Raw genomic sequence first — 16,735 nt, forward strand, 5'->3', positions numbered from 1 at the left:
TGGCCCGTGCGCGGAGCACTTCCTGAATTGCCATGATCTCGTACGACTTTGACCTCGGCATTCTGGTTCGGCCCGAGTTCGCCGAGCTGCTGGTGAGCGGCGTCGCCAACACGCTGGCGCTCGCGCTTGCGTCCGGCGTGCTGTCGTTCGTCTTCGGCGCCGGGCTGGCCATGCTGCGGCAGGCCCCGGTGATGCCCGTGCGCTGGGCCTCCAACGGCGTGGCGCTGGTGATCCGCAATGTGCCCGCGCTCTTTTGGATCATGTTCTTCTACTTCGCCTTTCCTGAGCTGCTGCCTGCGGCCTGGGGCGAGGCGCTGCACGGCTGGGCGGGCTACGCCTTCGTGGCCGGCGTGCTGGGCCTGTCGGCCGACAACTCGGTGTACCTGTCCGACATCTTGCGCAACGGCATGGTCAACGTCAGCAAGGGCCAGCGCGAGGCCGCGGCAAGCTGCGGCCTGTCGCGCTGGCAGGAGTGCATCTGGATCCTCTGCCCGCAATCGCTGCGGGCCATGATGCCGGCCATCGCCAACCGCATGGTGCACAACTTCAAGAACACCTCGCTGTGCGTGGCCATCGCGCTGCCCGAGCTGACCTGGGCCACGCAGCAGGTCGAATCGATGACCTTCAAGGGGCTCGAAGTCACTGCGGCGGCCACGCTCATCTACGCGACCGGCTCGCTGTTGATCTCGTTCGGCCTCGGTCGCGTCTTCCCCTGCCGCAAGCGCGCGGCGCGCACATCTTCGGACCCCTCACAGGTGCTGGCCCATGCCCCTTGATGAGGTCATCAATCTGCGGTGGTTCCTGATCGGGGGCTTTCCGCGCAACGTCATCGGCGGGCTGGCGCTCAACGTCATCGTCGGCTCGCTCGCGTTCGTGTTCAGCTTCCTGCTCGGGCACTTTCTTGCGCTCGGGCGGGGAGGGCCATGGCGCCCGCTGCGCTGGCTGTGCACGGGCTACATCGAGCTGGTGCGTTCGGTGCCGCTGGTGATCGTGCTCTTTTGGTTTTACTTCTCATTGCCCCTGCTGCTGCAGACGACGCCGTCGCCGTTCTGGAGCGCCCTGGCCGCGCTGACCGCCTATGGCGCGGCTTACCAGGCTGAGTTCATCCGTGCCGGCATCAACGGCGTGGCGCTGGGCGAGATCGAGGCGGCGCGTTCGCTCGGCCTGTCGCGCCTGCAGGTGCTGTTCTCGATCGTGCTCGCGCAGGCGCATCGGCGCATGTTGCCCACCTACGCGAGTTACTACACCTCGCTCTTCAAAGACAGCTCGGTGCTTTACATCGTGGGCCTGGTCGAACTGCTGCAGGCCGGCCTGATCGTCGCCGAGCGTCACCCGGGCGAGATGCTGAGCGTCTATCTCACCGTGGCATTTCTCTTTTTCTGCGTGTGTTGCGGCGCGAGTGCGCTGGGTCACTGGCTGACCCGTCGCCTGGCCCCGAAGCCCGCGCTGTCCACCTGAACCCGTCCCACTGAATCTTTCCAAGGAGACCTTTATGCACATGCGCAACCAGGCCGAGCGCCACTTCGGCGTCCACATCGATTTCGTCGAGGGCTTCAAGTTCTCGTCGCAAGCCTACGAAGGCGACAAGCTGCATGGTGCCACCGTGCTGACCGACGAACCCGATCCCATCGGCAGCAACGCCGGCCCCTCGACCCCGGCCATGCTGGCGATGGCCGTCGGCCACTGCCTGACGGCCAGCCTGATCGAGACGCTGCGCCACGCCGGCATCCACACCATCTCGTCGCGCACAGAAGCGGTGTCGGTCGTGTCGCCCAACGAAGACGGCAACCCGCGCATCAAAGAGATCCGCGTCGAGATCCTGCCGGTGCTGCCCAAGGCCTCGGGGAACATCCAGCGTTGCATCGACGTGTTCGAAAACTACTGCACCGTGTGCCAGTCGATCCGCCCGGCGGTGCCCGTTCACGTGACGGTCAACTACACGATCCAGCCCGAGCTGGTCGCGTCGTGATCCGCCTGCGTCAGCCTTCTTGAGTCACAGGACGCAGGCCATGCCCAAGCTCACCTTCATTCAGCACAACGGCGCACGCCATGAGGTGGAGGTGCCCGAGGGCACGTCCATCATGAAAGCGGCGCTCGAGAAAAACATTCCCGGCATCGACGGCGACTGCGGCGGCGCATGTGCTTGCGCCACCTGCCACGTCTTCGTGGACCCGGGCTGGCTGCCCAAGACCGAGACCCCGAACGACCGCGAGGTGGACATGCTCGGTTTCGCCGCCGCCACGCAGCAGAACTCGCGGCTGGCGTGCCAGATCCGCATGTCGTCGCAGCTGGACGGGCTCGTCGTCCACCTGCCTGAGAGCCAGCACTGAGTCTGCCGCCCAGGCACAACCGCAAAAGGTTTCCCCCATGTACAACGACATGAGCGCTCAACACGGTGTGACGGCGCGCGACGTTCCGCTCGACAAGATCGACGTCAGCAACCCGCATCTGTTCGCCAACGACACCATCGGCGAGTACTTCGCGCGCCTGCGCAAGGAAGACCCGGTCCACTACTGCCAGGACGGCATGTTCGGCAGCTACTGGTCGGTGACGAAGTACAAGGACATCATGCACGTGGACATCAACCACGAGATCTTCTCGTCGGATGTCGTCAACGGGGGCATCACCATCGCCGACCGGCCGATGGAAGAGCGATTGCCGATGTTCATTGCGCAAGACCCGCCCAAGCACGACGTGCAGCGCAAGATCGTCAGCCCCATCGTGGCGCCCGGCAACCTGGCTGCGATGACGCAGACCATCCGCGAGCGCACGCAGCGCGTGCTCGACTCGCTGCCGCGCGGTGAAACCTTCGACTGGGTGGACAAGGTCTCGATCGAGCTGACGACTCAGATGCTCGCCACGCTGTTCGACTTTCCGTTCGAAGACCGTCGCCTGCTGACTTGGTGGTCGAACGTGGCGACCTCGATCCCGGGTGTCGATGGCGTGATCGAGTCGGAAGAGGCCTACCGCATGGAGCTGGGCAAGTGCCTGGCCTACTTCGGCGGCCTGTGGAACCAGCGCGCGCGCACCGAGCCGCGCAACGACCTGATCTCGATGCTGGCGCATTCGCCCGACACCGCGCGCATGGACCAGCGCGAGTTTCTGGGCAACGTGCTGCTGCTGATCGTCGGCGGCAACGACACCACGCGCAACTCGATGAGCGGCGGCCTGCACGCCGTTCTCAACAAGCCCGGCACCTACCAGCGCCTGCGCGACGACCCGGGCCTCATCGCCAACATGATCCCCGAGATCGTGCGCTGGCAGACGCCGCTGGCGCACATGCGCCGCACCGCGGTGGTCGATACCGAGCTGGGTGGCAAGCACATCCGCAAGGGTGACAAGGTCATCATGTGGTACCTCTCGGGCAACCGCGACGAAGAGTCGATCGAGCGCCCGAACGAGTTCATCATCGACCGCGCCCGCCCGCGCCAGCACTTGTCGTTCGGCTTCGGCATCCACCGCTGCGTGGGCAACCGCCTGGCCGAATTGCAGCTGCAGATCCTCTGGGAAGAGATCGTCGCCCGCTACAAAAGCATCGAGTTCGTGGGCCAGCCCCAGCGCACGCTGTCGAACTTCGTGCATGGCTTCACCAGCATGCCGGTCCGGCTGGCCTGAGCGGCCGGGGCACGCACACAGGAGACCCGCATGAGCACCCTCTTGGCGCATGCAAAGCGCGCCCTTCACGAACAGCCGTTCAGCATCTTTCTCGGCACCGAGCTGGTCGCCTGCGCGCCCGAGCGGGTCGAAGCGCGTGTGCGCATCCGCAACGAGCTGATGCAGCAGAACGGCTTCGTGCACGGCGGCGTCGTCAGCTACCTGGCCGACACCGCGCTCGGCTTCGCCGGCGGCTCGGCCCTGGGCGCCTGGGTGGTGACCTCGGAGTTCAAGGTGAACTTCGTGCGCCCCGCGATGGGCGAAGAGCTGGTCGCCCGCGCCCACGTCGTGCACGTCGGCAAGAGCCAGGCGGTGTGCCAGTGCGAGGTGTTCGCGAAGCAGGGCGACGAGGAACGGCTGTGTGCCGTGGCGCAGGGCACGATTGCCCGCTTGAGCACGTAGGCGCGCCATGGCACACGACCGGTCCCCCTTGAGCCTCGTGACCCCGGCCGACTCTGCAGGGCAGGGCGGGGCGCTCGTGCTGCTCAGCCACCACGGCTGCCCCTACGTGCAACGGGTGGCCATCGCGCTGGCCGAGAAGGGTGTCGCGCACGAGCGGCGCGACGTCGATCTGCACCACAAGCCCAAGTGGTTTCTCGACGCCTCACCGCTGGGTTTGATCCCAGTGCTGCTGGTGTCGGGGCAGCCCATCTTCGAGTCGATGCCGATCTGCGAATACCTCGACGAGGTGCACGCCCCGGCGCTGCACCGCCCCGACCCGGTCGAACGCGCCTCGGACCGGGCCTGGATGCTCTTCATGGACGGCCTCTTGCAGGCCGCCGGCGGCTTCTTCAAGGCCAAGGACGAGTCCACGATGGAGATGCGCCGCGGCGAAATGATCCAGCGCCTGTTAACGCTCGAATCACGCCTCGGGCCCGGGCCGTACTTTCACGGCGCGGCCTTCGGCATGGTCGATGTCATCGCCGCCTCGGCCTTGCGCTACTTCGACGCCTTCTGGCTGATGGAAGGCCACGACTACTTTGCCGGCCGCCCCAAGGCGGCGGCCTGGAAAGCCGCCGTGCTCGACCGGCCCTCGGTGCAGGGCGCGGTCGGCCCCGACTTCATGCCCCGCCTGGTGGACTACCTCTCAACCCGCGACTCGGCCTTTGCCCGAGCCACCCAGCGGCGGCGCACGATGGCTGAAAGCAGCTCGCCGACGCCTGCGTAAGGTCCCTGGCGAGCCACTGCGCCGGCTCGGCAATACCCGCGGCTCGATCGGGGGCAAGTGCTGCGCGTTGGGCCGAGGTCTAGACTCGTCCGCCGGTTGTTGGCCCGCCGCCAACGCTTCGACTGGAGATGAACATGAAGCTTCGTACCTTGGTCGCCGCAACTACCTTGATGGTGTCGAGCGCGGCGTTCGCCTTTCATTGCCCCGCCGACATGAAGAAGATCGACGACGCGCTGGCCAAAGGCCCCAAGCTCAGCACCGAGCAAATGGCCGAAGTGAAGAAGCTGCGCGCCGAAGGCGAAGCCTTTCACAAGGCCGGCAAGCACCAGGAATCGGTCGACACGCTGGCCAAGGCGATGAAGATCCTCGACGTGAAGTAGCGGCGGGGCATCGGGCCGGTGACTGGCGTGATTCGCGCTAGATTGCTTACCGCCTGGACAAAACGATGCAGCGCTACTTCCCAGTCGGCCGGAGCCCCGAGCGCGCGGGGGCGTTTGCCGGCCCGCGTGCCCTCACCCGAAGAGTCGGGCTGCGATGGCCTCGGCCTGGTCTGAATGGTTGAGGCAGTTTTCCGCGCAAGTGGTTGCTGGCGGCGGGTTGGTGAGTTCCCAGTAGTGGCGTCGTGAGAACTCGCAATGCTCGAAGGGCGAGATTTCGCCGAGCGCTTTCTCGGTCACCTCGTCGGCCCAGGGTCTCAGCTTGCGGTCGAGAACGCCCACCAGGTTGCCCCCGAAGAAGGCCAGGATCCAGAGCTGTCTGTTGAAGAAGACGATCTCAAGCGCGGGTTGCCCGTTCTCTGTCTGCGGCCGGTCCTGTCTGGATGTTGAAGGAAACCCCTGCCGGAGCCCCTCGCCCCCGATGGATCGCCCTCCGACGGTGGCGGACCAGATGCCCGCGTCTTCGTCCAGCTCGAAATGGTCGGGATCAAGCGTTGCCACTCTCATGACTCGCCGGAACGCGATGAGTTTGGGCGTTCGAAAGTTTGACTCCGCCGCCGCGGCTTGTGACATGAGCATCTTGAGCGAATTGACGTTCTCGCTTGTCGCGCCCAGGAAGCTGCAGGGCTCGGTTCCGCCGGCCGCAAGGGCATGCTCGAACTCCGAGATCATGGGCAGCAGGCGGTCGGTTTTCAGCAGTGCGATGCGTTCCTGCAGGTAGTCACCCAGGTCGCCCAGCGTGTACTCCGGCTCGCCATGAAGCGGGGACCATGAGGTCTTCGCCATGAGACAGGCCAGTACCCAGTCGCCAAAGAAGTAGGTGCAGAGGAAGGCGTTGAGAAGGTCGCTGTCGCGCAGGGCGATGGGTTCGCGCAGGCCAATCGAGTCCATCAGGTCAAGCACCCATTTGAGCCCCACGCGATAGGGGCGCAGATGCGGGCCGTCGTCAGACGCGAGCAGATCGCGGGTGCGCTGGAAGTTGCCGTCGCTGCGCCGTCGCTCAGACGTGAGCCAGCCTGCATAGTGCGACCAGGGGTCTGACAGGTGGTGAAGAAGCTGATTGCCCAGAAAGAGGAGGGCGGCACGTTCGTGCACGCTCGACACGGCTGGCGACGGCCCTGGGGTGGCGTGCAGCTCCCCGAAAAGCGCGAACCCTTCGGCCATCGGCATGAAAAGACGGTAGAGCGCTCGGAGAATCGCCCGGTTCGTGCAGATCCAGTTGGCGCCGCATGTGCTGGGGTTGCCTGCCTGTTGCCGGCATTTCAGGGTTTCCCACCAGCTAAGGCGGGTGCTGCCGTCAATTGCGAGCAGGCAGTTCCCGAAGGGCGTGTCGAAGCACAGGTGGTGTGTGCCTTCGTGCAGCACCGCGGGCAACAGTCTCGAAGGAAAAGTTCCCCCGACAAAGGCCTCCAGCAGCGCTTCTGTAGATTCCTCATCGCCGAGATGGGCCGCATTGGACAGAGGATCAACGAAGGCGCCACCGAAGCTTCTGGCTTGCGTTCTGGTGCTGGTTGCCGCAGGGAAGACGAGGCCGGGAATCACGCTGCCTCCTCGTTCAGACCTGCGAGTGCCAGGCCTGCTCTGCGTCAACCCACACGAGTGTGGTGGTGCCGCGCACCAGCGTGGGGAAGCTGGTGAGTCGTTGCAGCGTTGCTTGCAGGCGCGTGGCGTCAAAGTCGCTGAGCACGGCAAGCAGCTCGGCTTCGGACCTGCCTTTCTTCGCGCTGGTGAGGAAGGCGAGAACCCGCGCGGCATCGGGGTCGAGCATCACGCCTCGGTAGTAGAAGTCGCGTATCAGCTTGGCGAGCGCCACGCAAACCCCGGCGGCGCCACCGAGCGTCCGTGTTTCATCCATGAAGAACTGCGCGCCGGCAGACGCCTGGATGCCGGCGAGGATGGCGTCGAACAGCTGGACGTCTTCGCGGCGGATGGCGAACTTCCGGTACATCGCACTGAATACGCCAGGCGGGTCGGACTTTTCCGTGGCGTGCCTTTGCACCAGGGCATCGACGAAGTCTTCATCGGCCGTGGCCGGGAAGCCGGCTTGCTTGAGCTTGTGGCGGAAGCGGTCGGCGAGTTCTTCGATGGACCCCTCATTGCTGTGCATGTGTCTGCCCTCGCTGCTAAGTTGGAAATGCCCGTGCAGGGGAGTCTTCTCTGAGTCAATGGCTCGTGCATCCTCTGTATTGACGAGGATGGGGACCCCAGGGGTCATCCGCCCACGGAGCGGGCTTCCGAGGATCGGAACGCACGCGCTCAGTCCGGGAGGGCAGCCTGAGTGGGGGCACCTGTTCGGTGCCTCTAACCACTAGAGGATGGCTTGCGGGTTGTTCTCTTCGTTGGCTGAGCAGGGCTGATTGTCTGAACGAGGTCTTGGACGGCTTCGCATTGCAGCCTGTGCTTGGTGGCTTTTTGCTGTGACTCGATCAGTTGCTACGCTGCTTCCTGCAACCCCCTTGAAGGAGAGGCCGTTGTCCGCGCGCTGGCGCGCCTCTGTTGTCGGCAGCAACTCTAGAGAGGATCGAAGTTTGGATTTGATAGTTTACATAATATACATCGTAGCGCTTATGCGCAAGGTTAGCCGAGGCCGTCAGTCTTGACCGATATCATCCCGGCCGTGCGCCGCTTCATCCTCCTGCTCATGGTCTTGCTGCTGCCCCTGCGCGCTTGGGCGGGCGATGCGATGGCGTTGCAGGTGGCCGCTTCCGGCACACACACGCAAATGGGGTCGGATGCCATGCCGGCGGACTGCCCGATGCATGCCTCTGGCGGTTTGCCGTCTCACCACGATGGCGCCGACGATGCTTCTGGCGAGACGGCAGCGAGCGCGTGCAACTCGTGCGACCTCTGCCTGCCGATCGCCGAACTGGCGATGGCCAAGCTCGATGCCGTCACGCGGGCCACGCATGTGTTGCGCGCGCTCTCGGGACCGGTCTCGCTGAGCATCGCCGCGCCGCCAAGCCTCAAACCACCCATTTCCTGATCTCCACACCCAAAGTGCGTCCGCAGATTTCTGCGGCCTGTCGATTCGCGGCGCCCTGCGTGGAGCCGCCGGTGGAGATTCAGCATGAAGAAGCTGGTTTTGATTCTGGCCCTGGCCGCGGCGTCGCCCGCCTGGGCCCACCCGGAATGGGTGCGCGCGAAGGTCGTCAAGCTCGATGCGCTTCGGGGCAAGGTCACCCTCGACCACGAACCCATTCGCAGCATCCAGATGGACGCAATGACCATGCCGTTCAAGGTCAAGGATCGGGCGCGGTTGGCGTCGCTCAAGGTCGGCGACACGGTCTGGTTCACGGTGTCGCTGAGCGACGGCGAGCTCGCGATTGAACAGATCGAGGCCCGACCATGAAGCGGCTGGCTGCGGGGCTGGTCCTGTTGGGTGGCTGGGCGTCGGCCGCGGCCGCGCCGATGGGCTTCAAGGACAGCTGGATGACGATGGCCGACGTCAGCCCCGGCTGGCGCGAAGCCTGGGTGAACCACGCCGTCACGGCGCGCGATGCCGTCGGGGCCGGCGTGCTGTACATGCGTTCGGACGACAAGACGCGCTCACGCACCTTGAACGAACTGAACTACACGCGGCTCGTGCAACGCTGGAACCTGCCGGAGGCACAGGCCAACGTGTGGTTCTTTGCGGGCATCGGTGCCTTGCAGGGCAACGACTTTTCCGGGACACGCACCGCGCTTGCTCCCGGCCTGCAGGTCGACTACGAGACCACCCGCATCTACGTGGCGGGCACCGCACGGCTTTACCGCGCCGAGCACATCAACCACGACTACGCCTCGCTGCGGGCCGGCTTCTCGTTCTACGAAGTCGACTACGACGAGGTGCAGCCCTGGCTGGTGCTGGAGGCGCGCCGCATGCGAGGCTTGTCCGAAGAGACCGAGCTGACGCCCATGCTGAGGCTGATCCACAAGCGCTATTTCTTGGAGCTGGGTGCCAACCAAAACCGGCAGGCCCGCTTCAACCTCATGTACACCTTCTGATTGAGCAAACCATGAAGACCACTCTTTTTCGCACCCTCGTTTCTGTGCTGATCGCCTCTGCCGCTTTGCCGGCGTTTGCTGCGACCAGCGTCAAGGCCACTGTCAACGGCATGGTCTGCGCCTTCTGTGCCCAAGGCATCGAGAAACGGCTTTCGAAGCTTCCGGCAGCGCAGGCTGTGCACGTCGACCTGAAGAACAAGCTGGTCGCCATCGAGGCCAAGGACGGTCAGATGCTGGACGACCAGGCGATCCGGGCCGAGATCGTCGATGCCGGCTACGACGTGGTGAAGCTCGAAACGGTTCAGCAATCGGTGGCTGAGATCAAGGCCGCCGCGGCGAAGAAATGAGCGCCGACGGCATCGCTGAATCGCGTGCGGGCTTCTGGACTTCGGTGCTGAGTCTGTTCGCCAGTTCAGGCACGCTGGTGTGCTGTGCACTGCCGGCCTTGCTGGTGGCGCTGGGTGCAGGCGCTGTGCTGTCGTCGCTGGTCTCGGTGTTTCCGCAGGTCGTCTGGCTGAGCGAGCACAAGGTCGCGCTGTTTGCCTTCGCGGGTGTCGCCCTGGCGTTCGCCGGTTGGCTGCAGCGGCGCAATCGGTTTGCGCCCTGCCCCACCCAGCCCGCATTGCGAGATGCCTGCCTGCGCACGCGCAAAACTTCGCTTCGGCTGTACCTCGTCAGCCTGCTGGTCTATGCCATCGGGGGCTGGTTCGCCTTCGTGCAGCCCTGGCTTGCTGAGCTTGGCTGACTGCCGCCGGCGCGCCTCGATGAACGGCGCCAGCGCTCAGCCACCGCGCCGCACCGGTGGCAGATCGGTGCACACGCCCTCGGCGGCTTCGGCGGCCAGGCCGATGCTCTCGCCGAGCGTCGGGTGCGGGTGGATGGTCTTGCCGATGTCCACGGCGTCGGCGCCCATCTCGATGGCGAGTGCGATCTCGCTGATCAGGTCGCCAGCATGGGTGCCAACGATGCCGCCGCCGACGATGCGGCGGGTCTGGGCGTCGAACAGCAGCTTGGTGACGCCTTCGTCACGCGTGTTGGCGATGGCGCGGCCCGAGGCCGTCCATGGGAACAGGCCCTTGGTGATGGCCACGCCTTGGGCCTTCGCCTCGTCTTCGGTCAGGCCGACCCAGGCGACTTCGGGGTCGGTGTAGGCCACGCTTGGGATGACCCGTGCATCGAAGGCCGCGCGCTGCAGGTGGGCGTCACCCAGCTGGTGGCCGGCCGCGACTTCGGCGGCGACGTGGCCTTCGTGCACGGCCTTGTGGGCCAGCATGGGCTGGCCGACGATGTCGCCGATGGCGAAGATGTGCGGCACGTTGGTGCGCATCTGCACATCCACCGGGATGAAGCCACGCTCGTTGACCGTCACGCCGGCCTTGTCGGCGCCGATGCGCTTGCCGTTCGGTGTGCGGCCGACGGCTTGCAGCACCAGGTCGTAGAGCTGGGCTTCGGGTGGCGCGCCGGCGCTGCCGTCGATGGATTCGAAGCCGACGCGGATGCCCTCTTTCGTGGCCTCGGCGCTGACGGTCTTTGTCTTGAGCATCACGCGGTCGAAGCGCGGTGCGTTCATCTTCTGCCAGATCTTCACGAGGTCGCGGTCGGCGCCTTGCATCAGGCCGTCGAGCATTTCGACCACGTCGAGCCGGGCCCCCAGCGCGCTGTAGACCGTGCCCATTTCGAGCCCGATGATCCCGCCGCCGATGACGAGCATGCGCTTGGGCAACTGCCGCAGTTCGAGTGCGCCGGTGGACGTGACGATGCGCGGGTCGTCTTTCGGCAAGAACGGCAGCTTCACCGCTTCGGACCCGGCGGCGATGATGGCCTGTCGGAAGCTGAGCGTGCGCGCTTCGCCCGTGCCCGGCGTGAAACGCAGTTCGTGCGGGCCGGCGAATTCGCCGGTACCGGTCAGCACCGTGACCTTGCGCATCTTGGCCATCGCGGCCAGCCCGTTCGTGAGCTTGCCGACGACTTTGGCCTTGTGGGCGCGCAGCTTGTCGAGGTCGATGGTCGGGGGGCCGAAGACGACGCCGAGCGAGTCGAAGTGCTTCGCTTCGTCCATCACCGCGGCCACGTGCAGCAAGGCTTTGGACGGGATGCAGCCCACGTTGAGGCACACGCCGCCCAGCGTGGCGTGGCGTTCGACGAGCGCGACCTTCAGGCCGAGATCGGCGGCGCGGAAGGCGGCCGAATAACCGCCCGGGCCTGCGCCGAGCACGAGCAGATCGAAGTCGTGGCTGGCTTGGTCGTGCGACGCAGCAGATGTTGCCGCTGGGCCCGAGGCCTGAGCCCTGCCGCCGTCCGTTCGCCCTGAGCCTGTCGCGGGGCCTGCACTGCTCTGCGCCTGAGATGCGACAGGTGCAGCCTGAACAGGTGCGGGTGCGGGTGCGGGTGCAGCCGCCGTCTCCACCACGAGGATCACGCTGCCTTCGCTGACCTTGTCACCCAACGCGACACGCAGCTCCTTCACCACCCCACCCTGCGTCGCCGGGATCTCCATCGACGCCTTGTCGCTTTCCACGGTGATGAGCGACTGCTCGGCGCGGATCGTGTCGCCGGGCTTCACCAGCACCTCGATCACCGCGACGTCCTTGCTGTCGCCGATGTCGGGCACCTTGAGTTCGACGTTTGCCATGTCAGTCTTTCGTCTTGAGCTTCATCGCGTGGACCTTCACCGGGCCGCCCGAACTCTTGTCGAACTCGCAGCCGGCCTTGCAGCCCAGCTCGGCCAGCTCGCGCGCCGTGCCGAGCTTGTCGTAGGACGCGTACATCGCCCCCAGCGCGAAGGCCCGCCCCGAGCCGATGGCCCAGAAGCGCCCAAACTCGAACACCTCGCGGTACGAATACACGCCGTAGATTCCGCTGGCATTGGCGATCAGCGCGGTGAACTGCGAGCTTTCGTATGGGTCAGCGTCTTCTTCTTTGGTGTTGAGGAAGAACACTTCTTTCAGGCGCGGGTGCAGCTTGAGGAAGGTGTCGAAGACCTCGTCGCGCGAGTGCAACTTCAGTTCGTCGGCCGGCAGCGAAGCCAGCGCCCGGCGCATCACCGGAAAGTGCGCCGTCGTGCCGGCCATGCCGATCCACGAGTCGCCGACGCGAAAGAGCTTGTCGTTGTCTTCGTAGCCATGCGACAGGCGGGTCTCGCCGAAAGTCACGAGGCTGTCTCCGGCAATGGCGACCTGCTCGCCCTTGCGCACCACCACGACGGTCGTCATCGTCGGCGTCCTTTGTTGTTCAGTTCAGCGGTTCAGAGGAGCACACGGCGGAAGTCGGCCAGCAGTTGCGCCAGGTGCGCGTTGAAGCGCGCCGCCGAGGCACCGTCGATCACGCGGTGGTCCCAGCTCAGGCTGAGCGGCAGGATCAGTCGGGGCTGGAAGGCCGCGCCGTCCCACACCGGCTGCGTCACCGACTTGCACACGCCGAGGATGGCCACCTCGGGCGCATTGATGATCGGCGTGAAGTAGCGACCGCCGATGCCTCCCAGCGACGAGATCGAGAAGCACCCGCCGCTCATCTCGGCCGGGCTCAGCTTGCCTTCGCGCGCCTTGGCGGCCAGGGCCGAGGTTTCTTGCGCGATCTGCAGGATGCCTTTCTGGTCGGCGTCTTTCAGCACGGGCACGACCAGGCCGTTCGGGGTGTCGGCCGCGAAGCCGATGTGGAAGTAGCGCTTGAGCACCAGTTCGTCGCCGTCGAGCGAGGCATTGAAGTCCGGAAACTTCTTCAGCGCCGCGACCACGGCCTTGATCAGAAAGGCGAGCATCGTCACCCTGATGCCGGCCTTCTCGTGCTCTTTGTTGAGTTGCAGGCGGAAGGCCTCGAGCTCGGTGATGTCGGCGTCGTCGTGGTTGGTGACGTGCGGGATCACCACCCAGTTGCGGTGCAGGTTCGCGCCGCCGATCTTCTTGATGCGCGACAGCGGCTGACGCTCGACGGGTCCGAACTTGGTGAAGTCCACCTGCGGCCAGGGCAAGAGACCGGGGAAGCTGCCGCCGCTGGCGGCTGCGGCCACGGCCACGGCCGTCGGGGCGGCGCCTTGCGCGCGTGTGCGCTGCTCGCCCGCCATCACGGCCTTCACGAAGGCCTGCAGGTCTTCTTCGGTGATGCGACCCTTCGGCCCCCTGCCCTGCACCTCGTCGAGCGGCACGCCCAGTTCGCGCGCGAGCTTGCGGATGCTGGGTGAGGCGTGCGGCAGGTGGCCGCTCACGGCTTGCGGTTCGTGCGGGGGCAAGGCCGCGGTGGGCGGCGTGCGGTTGGTGACCGAGGCCGCAGGCGCGCTCGCCGGAGCTTCGACAGGCTCGGCGTTGCCGGCCGGGGCGGAGGCCGGCGGCGATGCGGGCACGGCCGCCCCGCCCTCGGCGGCCTCCAGGCTCAGCACCACCGAGCCTTCGCTGATCTTGTCGCCGAGCTTGAGCTTCAGCTCTTTGACGACGCCGGCGTGTGTGGATGGAATCTCCATCGACGCCTTGTCGCTTTCGACCGTCAGCAGCGACTGGTCCACCTTCACCGTGTCGCCGGGCTTGACCAGCAGTTCGATGACTTCCACGTCTTTGAAGTCGCCGATGTCGGGGACCTTCACATCGATCAATGGCATGCGCATCTCTTGTTGTTGTCGCGGAAGGATGAGGCAAGGATCAGGCGCAGATCACGCGTTCAGCGGATTCACCTTGTCCACGTTGAGCCCATACGTCTGGATCGCCTCGGCGACTTTAGCGGCCGGCACCGAGCCCTCTTCGGCCAGGGATTTCAGCGCCGCAACCACGATGTAGTGGCGGTTGATCTCGAAGTGCTCACGCAGCTTGTAGCGGAAGTCGCTGCGCCCGAAGCCGTCGGTGCCCAGCACCTTGTACGTTCGCCCCTTGGGCAAATGCGCGCGGATCTGCTCGGCGTAGTTCTTCACGTAGTCGGTCGAGGCGATCACCGGGCCGGCGTGCTTGTCGAGCTGCTGCGCGACGAAGGGCACGCGCGGTGTCTCGGTCGGGTGCAGCAGGTTCCAGCGTTCGCAGTCTTGCCCCTCGCGGGCCAGTTCGTTGAAGCTCGGGCAGCTCCACACGTTGGCGGCCACGCCCCAGTCTTTTTCGAGCAGCTCTTTGGCCGCGATGCTCTCGCGCAGGATGCTGCCGCTGCCCAGCAGGTTGACGCGCGGCGTCTTCTTCGCGCCGGGCATCAAGAGGTACATGCCTTTGATGATCTGCTCTTCGGTGCCCGGCGTGAGGCCGGGCATCGCGTAGTTTTCGTTCAGCAGGGTCAGGTAGAAGAAGACGTTGTCCTGCTTCTCGACCATGCGTTTGAGGCCGTGGTGCAGGATGATGCCGACCTCGTGCGCGAAGCTCGGGTCGTAGCTGATGCAGTTCGGAATGGTGCCGGCCAGCACATGGCTGTGGCCGTCTTCGTGCTGCAGTCCTTCGCCGTTGAGCGTGGTGCGGCCCGAGGTGCCGCCCAGCAGGAAGCCACGCGCCTGCATGTCGCCCGCCGCCCACGCCAGGTCGCCGATGCGCTGGAAGCCGAACATTGAGTAGTACACGTAGAACGGCACCATGATGCGGTTGTTGGTGCTGTACGAGGTGGCCGCCGCGATCCAGCTGCTCATGCCGCCGGCTTCGTTGATGCCCTCTTGCAGGATCTGCCCGGCCTTGTCTTCGCGGTAGTACATCACCTGGTCTTTGTCGACCGGCGTGTAGTTCTGGCCCTCGGGGTTGTAGATGCCGATCTGGCGGAAGAGGCCTTCCATGCCGAAGGTGCGAGCCTCGTCCACGAGGATGGGCACGGCGCGCGGGCCGAGGTCCTTGTCGCGTAGCAACTGCGTGAGGAAGCGCACGTAGGCCTGCGTGGTGCTGATCTCGCGGCCTTCGGCGGTGGGTTCGAGCACGGCTTTGAAGGTGTCGAGCGGCGGCACGGCCAGCGACTCTTCGGCCTTCACACGGCGCTTGGGCAGCGAGCCGCCGAGCGCGCGGCGTCGCTCTTGCAGGTAGCGCATCTCGGGCGTGTCGTCGGCCGGCTTGTAAAACGGCACCTGTGCGAGCTGGTCGTCGGGCACGGGGATGTTCCAGCGGTCGCGGAAGGCGCGGATGTCGTCGTCGGTGAGCTTCTTGGTCTGGTGCGCGGTGTTGCGGCCTTCGCCGCTCTTGCCCATGCCGAAGCCCTTGACGGTCTTGATCAGCAGCACCGTCGGCTGGCCCTTGGTGTTGACCGCGCGGTGGTAGGCCGCATAGACCTTCTGCGGGTCGTGGCCCCCGCGGTTCAGGCGCCAGATGTCGGCGTCGCTCATCTTGGCGACCATTTCCAACAGCTTGGGGTGCTTGCCGAAGAAGTGCTGCCGCACGAAGGCACCGTCGTTGGCCTTGTAGGCCTGGTAGTCGCCGTCGACCGTGTCCATCATCACCTTGCGCAGCAACTCTTCCTTGTCGCGCGCCAGCAGCGGGTCCCAGTAGCCGCCCCACAGCAGCTTGATGACGTTCCAGCCCGAGCCGCGGAACTCGCCTTCGAGCTCTTGGATGATCTTGCCGTTGCCTCGCACCGGGCCGTCGAGCCGCTGCAGGTTGCAGTTGACGACGAAGATCAGGTTGTCGAGCTTCTCGCGCGCCGCCAGGCCGATGGCGCCCAGCGATTCGGGCTCGTCCATCTCGCCGTCACCGCAGAAGACCCACACCTTGCGGTTGGCCGTGTCGGCAATGCCGCGCGCGTGCAGGTACTTGAGAAAGCGCGCCTGGTAGATCGCCATCAGCGGGCCCAGGCCCATCGACACGGTCGGGAACTGCCAGAACTCGGGCATCAGCTTCGGGTGCGGGTAGCTGCTGATGCCGTGGCCATCGACCTCTTGCCGGAAGTTGTTCAGCTGCGCTTCGCTGATGCGCCCTTCCATGAAGGCGCGTGCATAGATGCCGGGCGACGAGTGGCCCTGAAAGTAGATGAGGTCGCCCCCGTGGCCTTCGTGCTCGGCGTGCCAGAAGTGGTTGAAGCCGGCTCCGAACATGGTCGCCAGCGAGGCGAAGGACGAGATGTGCCCGCCCAGGTCGCCGCCGTCATGGGGGTGCAGGCGGTTGGCCTTGACCACCATCGCCATCGCGTTCCAGCGCATGTAGGCGCGCAGGCGCTCTTCGATGTCGAGGTTGCCGGGGCAACGCTCTTCCTGGTCGGGCGGAATGGTGTTGACGTAGGCCGTGCGCGCCGAGAACGGCAGGTCGATGCCCGCCTGCCGGGCGTGGTCGATCAACTGCTCCAGCAGAAAGTGCGCCCGCTCGCCGCCTTCGGCCTCGATGACCGCAGACAAGGCCTCAAGCCATTCGCGGGTTTCCTGGGCATCGGCGTCGTTGGCCGCGGCCCCCAGAAATGACTTCGGGATGGCTGACATGGGCGTCTCCTTGGGGTCCTCGAGCGGGTGGCCGGAGTCTCCCACAACTCGCAATTTTTCCAAATAGCGCGATGCTTTTTCGCATTACGACAAAGTCCGGGGCATGCTGCGGACTGCATCACGTTTGCACCGGCCTTCCACCGCCCG

General features: G+C 65.5%; 19 protein-coding genes. 13 read left to right on the plus strand and 6 right to left on the minus strand.

Features of this window, described 5'->3' with window-relative positions:
- The first annotated feature begins 32 nt into the window (after nucleotides 1-32).
- The 8 genes from AC1KAT_RS13410 to AC1KAT_RS13445 all read left to right on the plus strand — a co-directional run bounded on the left by AC1KAT_RS13410 (nucleotide 33) and on the right by AC1KAT_RS13445 (nucleotide 5,202).
- A complete protein-coding gene (locus AC1KAT_RS13410; RefSeq protein ID WP_480326724.1) occupies nucleotides 33-776 on the plus strand; it encodes an amino acid ABC transporter permease in 744 nt (247 codons plus the stop codon).
- Nucleotides 766-1,458, plus strand: coding sequence for an amino acid ABC transporter permease (locus tag AC1KAT_RS13415; protein ID WP_480326726.1), 693 nt, complete (start codon nucleotides 766-768; stop codon nucleotides 1,456-1,458). The genes AC1KAT_RS13410 and AC1KAT_RS13415 overlap by 11 nt, the downstream gene beginning before the upstream one ends.
- 34 nt (nucleotides 1,459-1,492) lie before the next feature.
- Entirely contained in the window at nucleotides 1,493-1,969 is a 477-nt protein-coding gene (locus tag AC1KAT_RS13420) for an OsmC family protein (RefSeq protein ID WP_480326728.1), read from the plus strand.
- Between the two features lie 40 nt (nucleotides 1,970-2,009).
- A complete protein-coding gene (locus AC1KAT_RS13425) occupies nucleotides 2,010-2,330 on the plus strand; it encodes a 2Fe-2S iron-sulfur cluster-binding protein (RefSeq protein ID WP_480326730.1) in 321 nt (106 codons plus the stop codon).
- Between the two features lie 37 nt (nucleotides 2,331-2,367).
- Nucleotides 2,368-3,615: a cytochrome P450 gene (locus AC1KAT_RS13430; protein ID WP_480326732.1), complete on the plus strand. Its 1,248-nt coding sequence runs from the start codon at nucleotides 2,368-2,370 to the stop codon at nucleotides 3,613-3,615.
- A gap of 30 nt (nucleotides 3,616-3,645) precedes the next feature.
- Nucleotides 3,646-4,056 (plus strand): PaaI family thioesterase, encoded by a 411-nt coding sequence (locus tag AC1KAT_RS13435; RefSeq protein WP_480326734.1) that lies wholly within the window; start codon nucleotides 3,646-3,648, stop codon nucleotides 4,054-4,056.
- Nucleotides 4,057-4,093: 37 nt separating this feature from the next.
- The gene (locus AC1KAT_RS13440; protein WP_480327757.1) at nucleotides 4,094-4,822 is read left to right on the plus strand and encodes a glutathione S-transferase family protein; all 729 of its coding nucleotides are present in this window, start codon (nucleotides 4,094-4,096) and stop codon (nucleotides 4,820-4,822) included.
- A gap of 134 nt (nucleotides 4,823-4,956) precedes the next feature.
- Nucleotides 4,957-5,202, plus strand: coding sequence for a hypothetical protein (locus AC1KAT_RS13445; RefSeq protein WP_480326736.1), 246 nt, complete (start codon nucleotides 4,957-4,959; stop codon nucleotides 5,200-5,202).
- Nucleotides 5,203-5,334: 132 nt separating this feature from the next.
- On the opposite strand, the gene AC1KAT_RS13450 is transcribed toward AC1KAT_RS13445, so the two are convergent.
- Entirely contained in the window at nucleotides 5,335-6,801 is a 1,467-nt protein-coding gene (locus AC1KAT_RS13450; RefSeq protein WP_480326738.1) for a hypothetical protein, read from the minus strand.
- Between the two features lie 13 nt (nucleotides 6,802-6,814).
- Nucleotides 6,815-7,366, minus strand: coding sequence for a hypothetical protein (locus tag AC1KAT_RS13455; RefSeq protein ID WP_480326740.1), 552 nt, complete (start codon nucleotides 7,364-7,366; stop codon nucleotides 6,815-6,817).
- Nucleotides 7,367-7,855: 489 nt separating this feature from the next.
- Here AC1KAT_RS13455 and AC1KAT_RS13460 point away from each other — a divergent pair, with 489 nt between their 5' ends.
- The 5 genes from AC1KAT_RS13460 to AC1KAT_RS13480 all read left to right on the plus strand — a co-directional run bounded on the left by AC1KAT_RS13460 (nucleotide 7,856) and on the right by AC1KAT_RS13480 (nucleotide 9,988).
- Complete coding sequence (locus AC1KAT_RS13460) at nucleotides 7,856-8,242, plus strand: hypothetical protein (RefSeq protein ID WP_480326742.1); 387 nt, start codon at nucleotides 7,856-7,858, stop codon at nucleotides 8,240-8,242.
- An 84-nt stretch (nucleotides 8,243-8,326) separates the two neighbouring features.
- Nucleotides 8,327-8,608, plus strand: coding sequence for a copper-binding protein (locus AC1KAT_RS13465; RefSeq protein WP_480326744.1), 282 nt, complete (start codon nucleotides 8,327-8,329; stop codon nucleotides 8,606-8,608).
- Entirely contained in the window at nucleotides 8,605-9,243 is a 639-nt protein-coding gene (locus tag AC1KAT_RS13470) for a hypothetical protein (protein WP_480326746.1), read from the plus strand. The genes AC1KAT_RS13465 and AC1KAT_RS13470 overlap by 4 nt, the downstream gene beginning before the upstream one ends.
- A gap of 11 nt (nucleotides 9,244-9,254) precedes the next feature.
- A complete protein-coding gene (locus AC1KAT_RS13475; protein ID WP_480326748.1) occupies nucleotides 9,255-9,590 on the plus strand; it encodes a heavy-metal-associated domain-containing protein in 336 nt (111 codons plus the stop codon).
- Complete coding sequence (locus AC1KAT_RS13480) at nucleotides 9,587-9,988, plus strand: hypothetical protein (protein ID WP_480326750.1); 402 nt, start codon at nucleotides 9,587-9,589, stop codon at nucleotides 9,986-9,988. The genes AC1KAT_RS13475 and AC1KAT_RS13480 overlap by 4 nt, the downstream gene beginning before the upstream one ends.
- A gap of 36 nt (nucleotides 9,989-10,024) precedes the next feature.
- Here the strand turns inward: AC1KAT_RS13480 and lpdA are convergent, their stop codons facing one another.
- From lpdA to aceE, 4 genes are read right to left on the minus strand one after another with little or no spacing between them, the layout of a single operon-like run.
- Nucleotides 10,025-11,875 carry a dihydrolipoyl dehydrogenase gene (gene lpdA, locus AC1KAT_RS13485; RefSeq protein WP_480326752.1) on the minus strand — a complete coding sequence of 617 codons (1,851 nt, stop codon included), beginning with the start codon at nucleotides 11,873-11,875 and terminating at the stop codon, nucleotides 10,025-10,027.
- Between the two features lies 1 nt (nucleotide 11,876).
- Nucleotides 11,877-12,455 (minus strand): MFS transporter, encoded by a 579-nt coding sequence (locus AC1KAT_RS13490; RefSeq protein WP_480326754.1) that lies wholly within the window; start codon nucleotides 12,453-12,455, stop codon nucleotides 11,877-11,879.
- 32 nt (nucleotides 12,456-12,487) lie between these two features.
- Nucleotides 12,488-13,831: a dihydrolipoyllysine-residue acetyltransferase gene (gene aceF, locus AC1KAT_RS13495; RefSeq protein ID WP_480326755.1), complete on the minus strand. Its 1,344-nt coding sequence runs from the start codon at nucleotides 13,829-13,831 to the stop codon at nucleotides 12,488-12,490.
- 51 nt (nucleotides 13,832-13,882) lie between these two features.
- Nucleotides 13,883-16,588: a pyruvate dehydrogenase (acetyl-transferring), homodimeric type gene (gene aceE, locus AC1KAT_RS13500; protein ID WP_480326757.1), complete on the minus strand. Its 2,706-nt coding sequence runs from the start codon at nucleotides 16,586-16,588 to the stop codon at nucleotides 13,883-13,885.
- Between the last annotated feature and the right edge of the window lie 147 nt (nucleotides 16,589-16,735).

The organism is Piscinibacter sp. PDB5-1 (assembly GCF_056676035.1).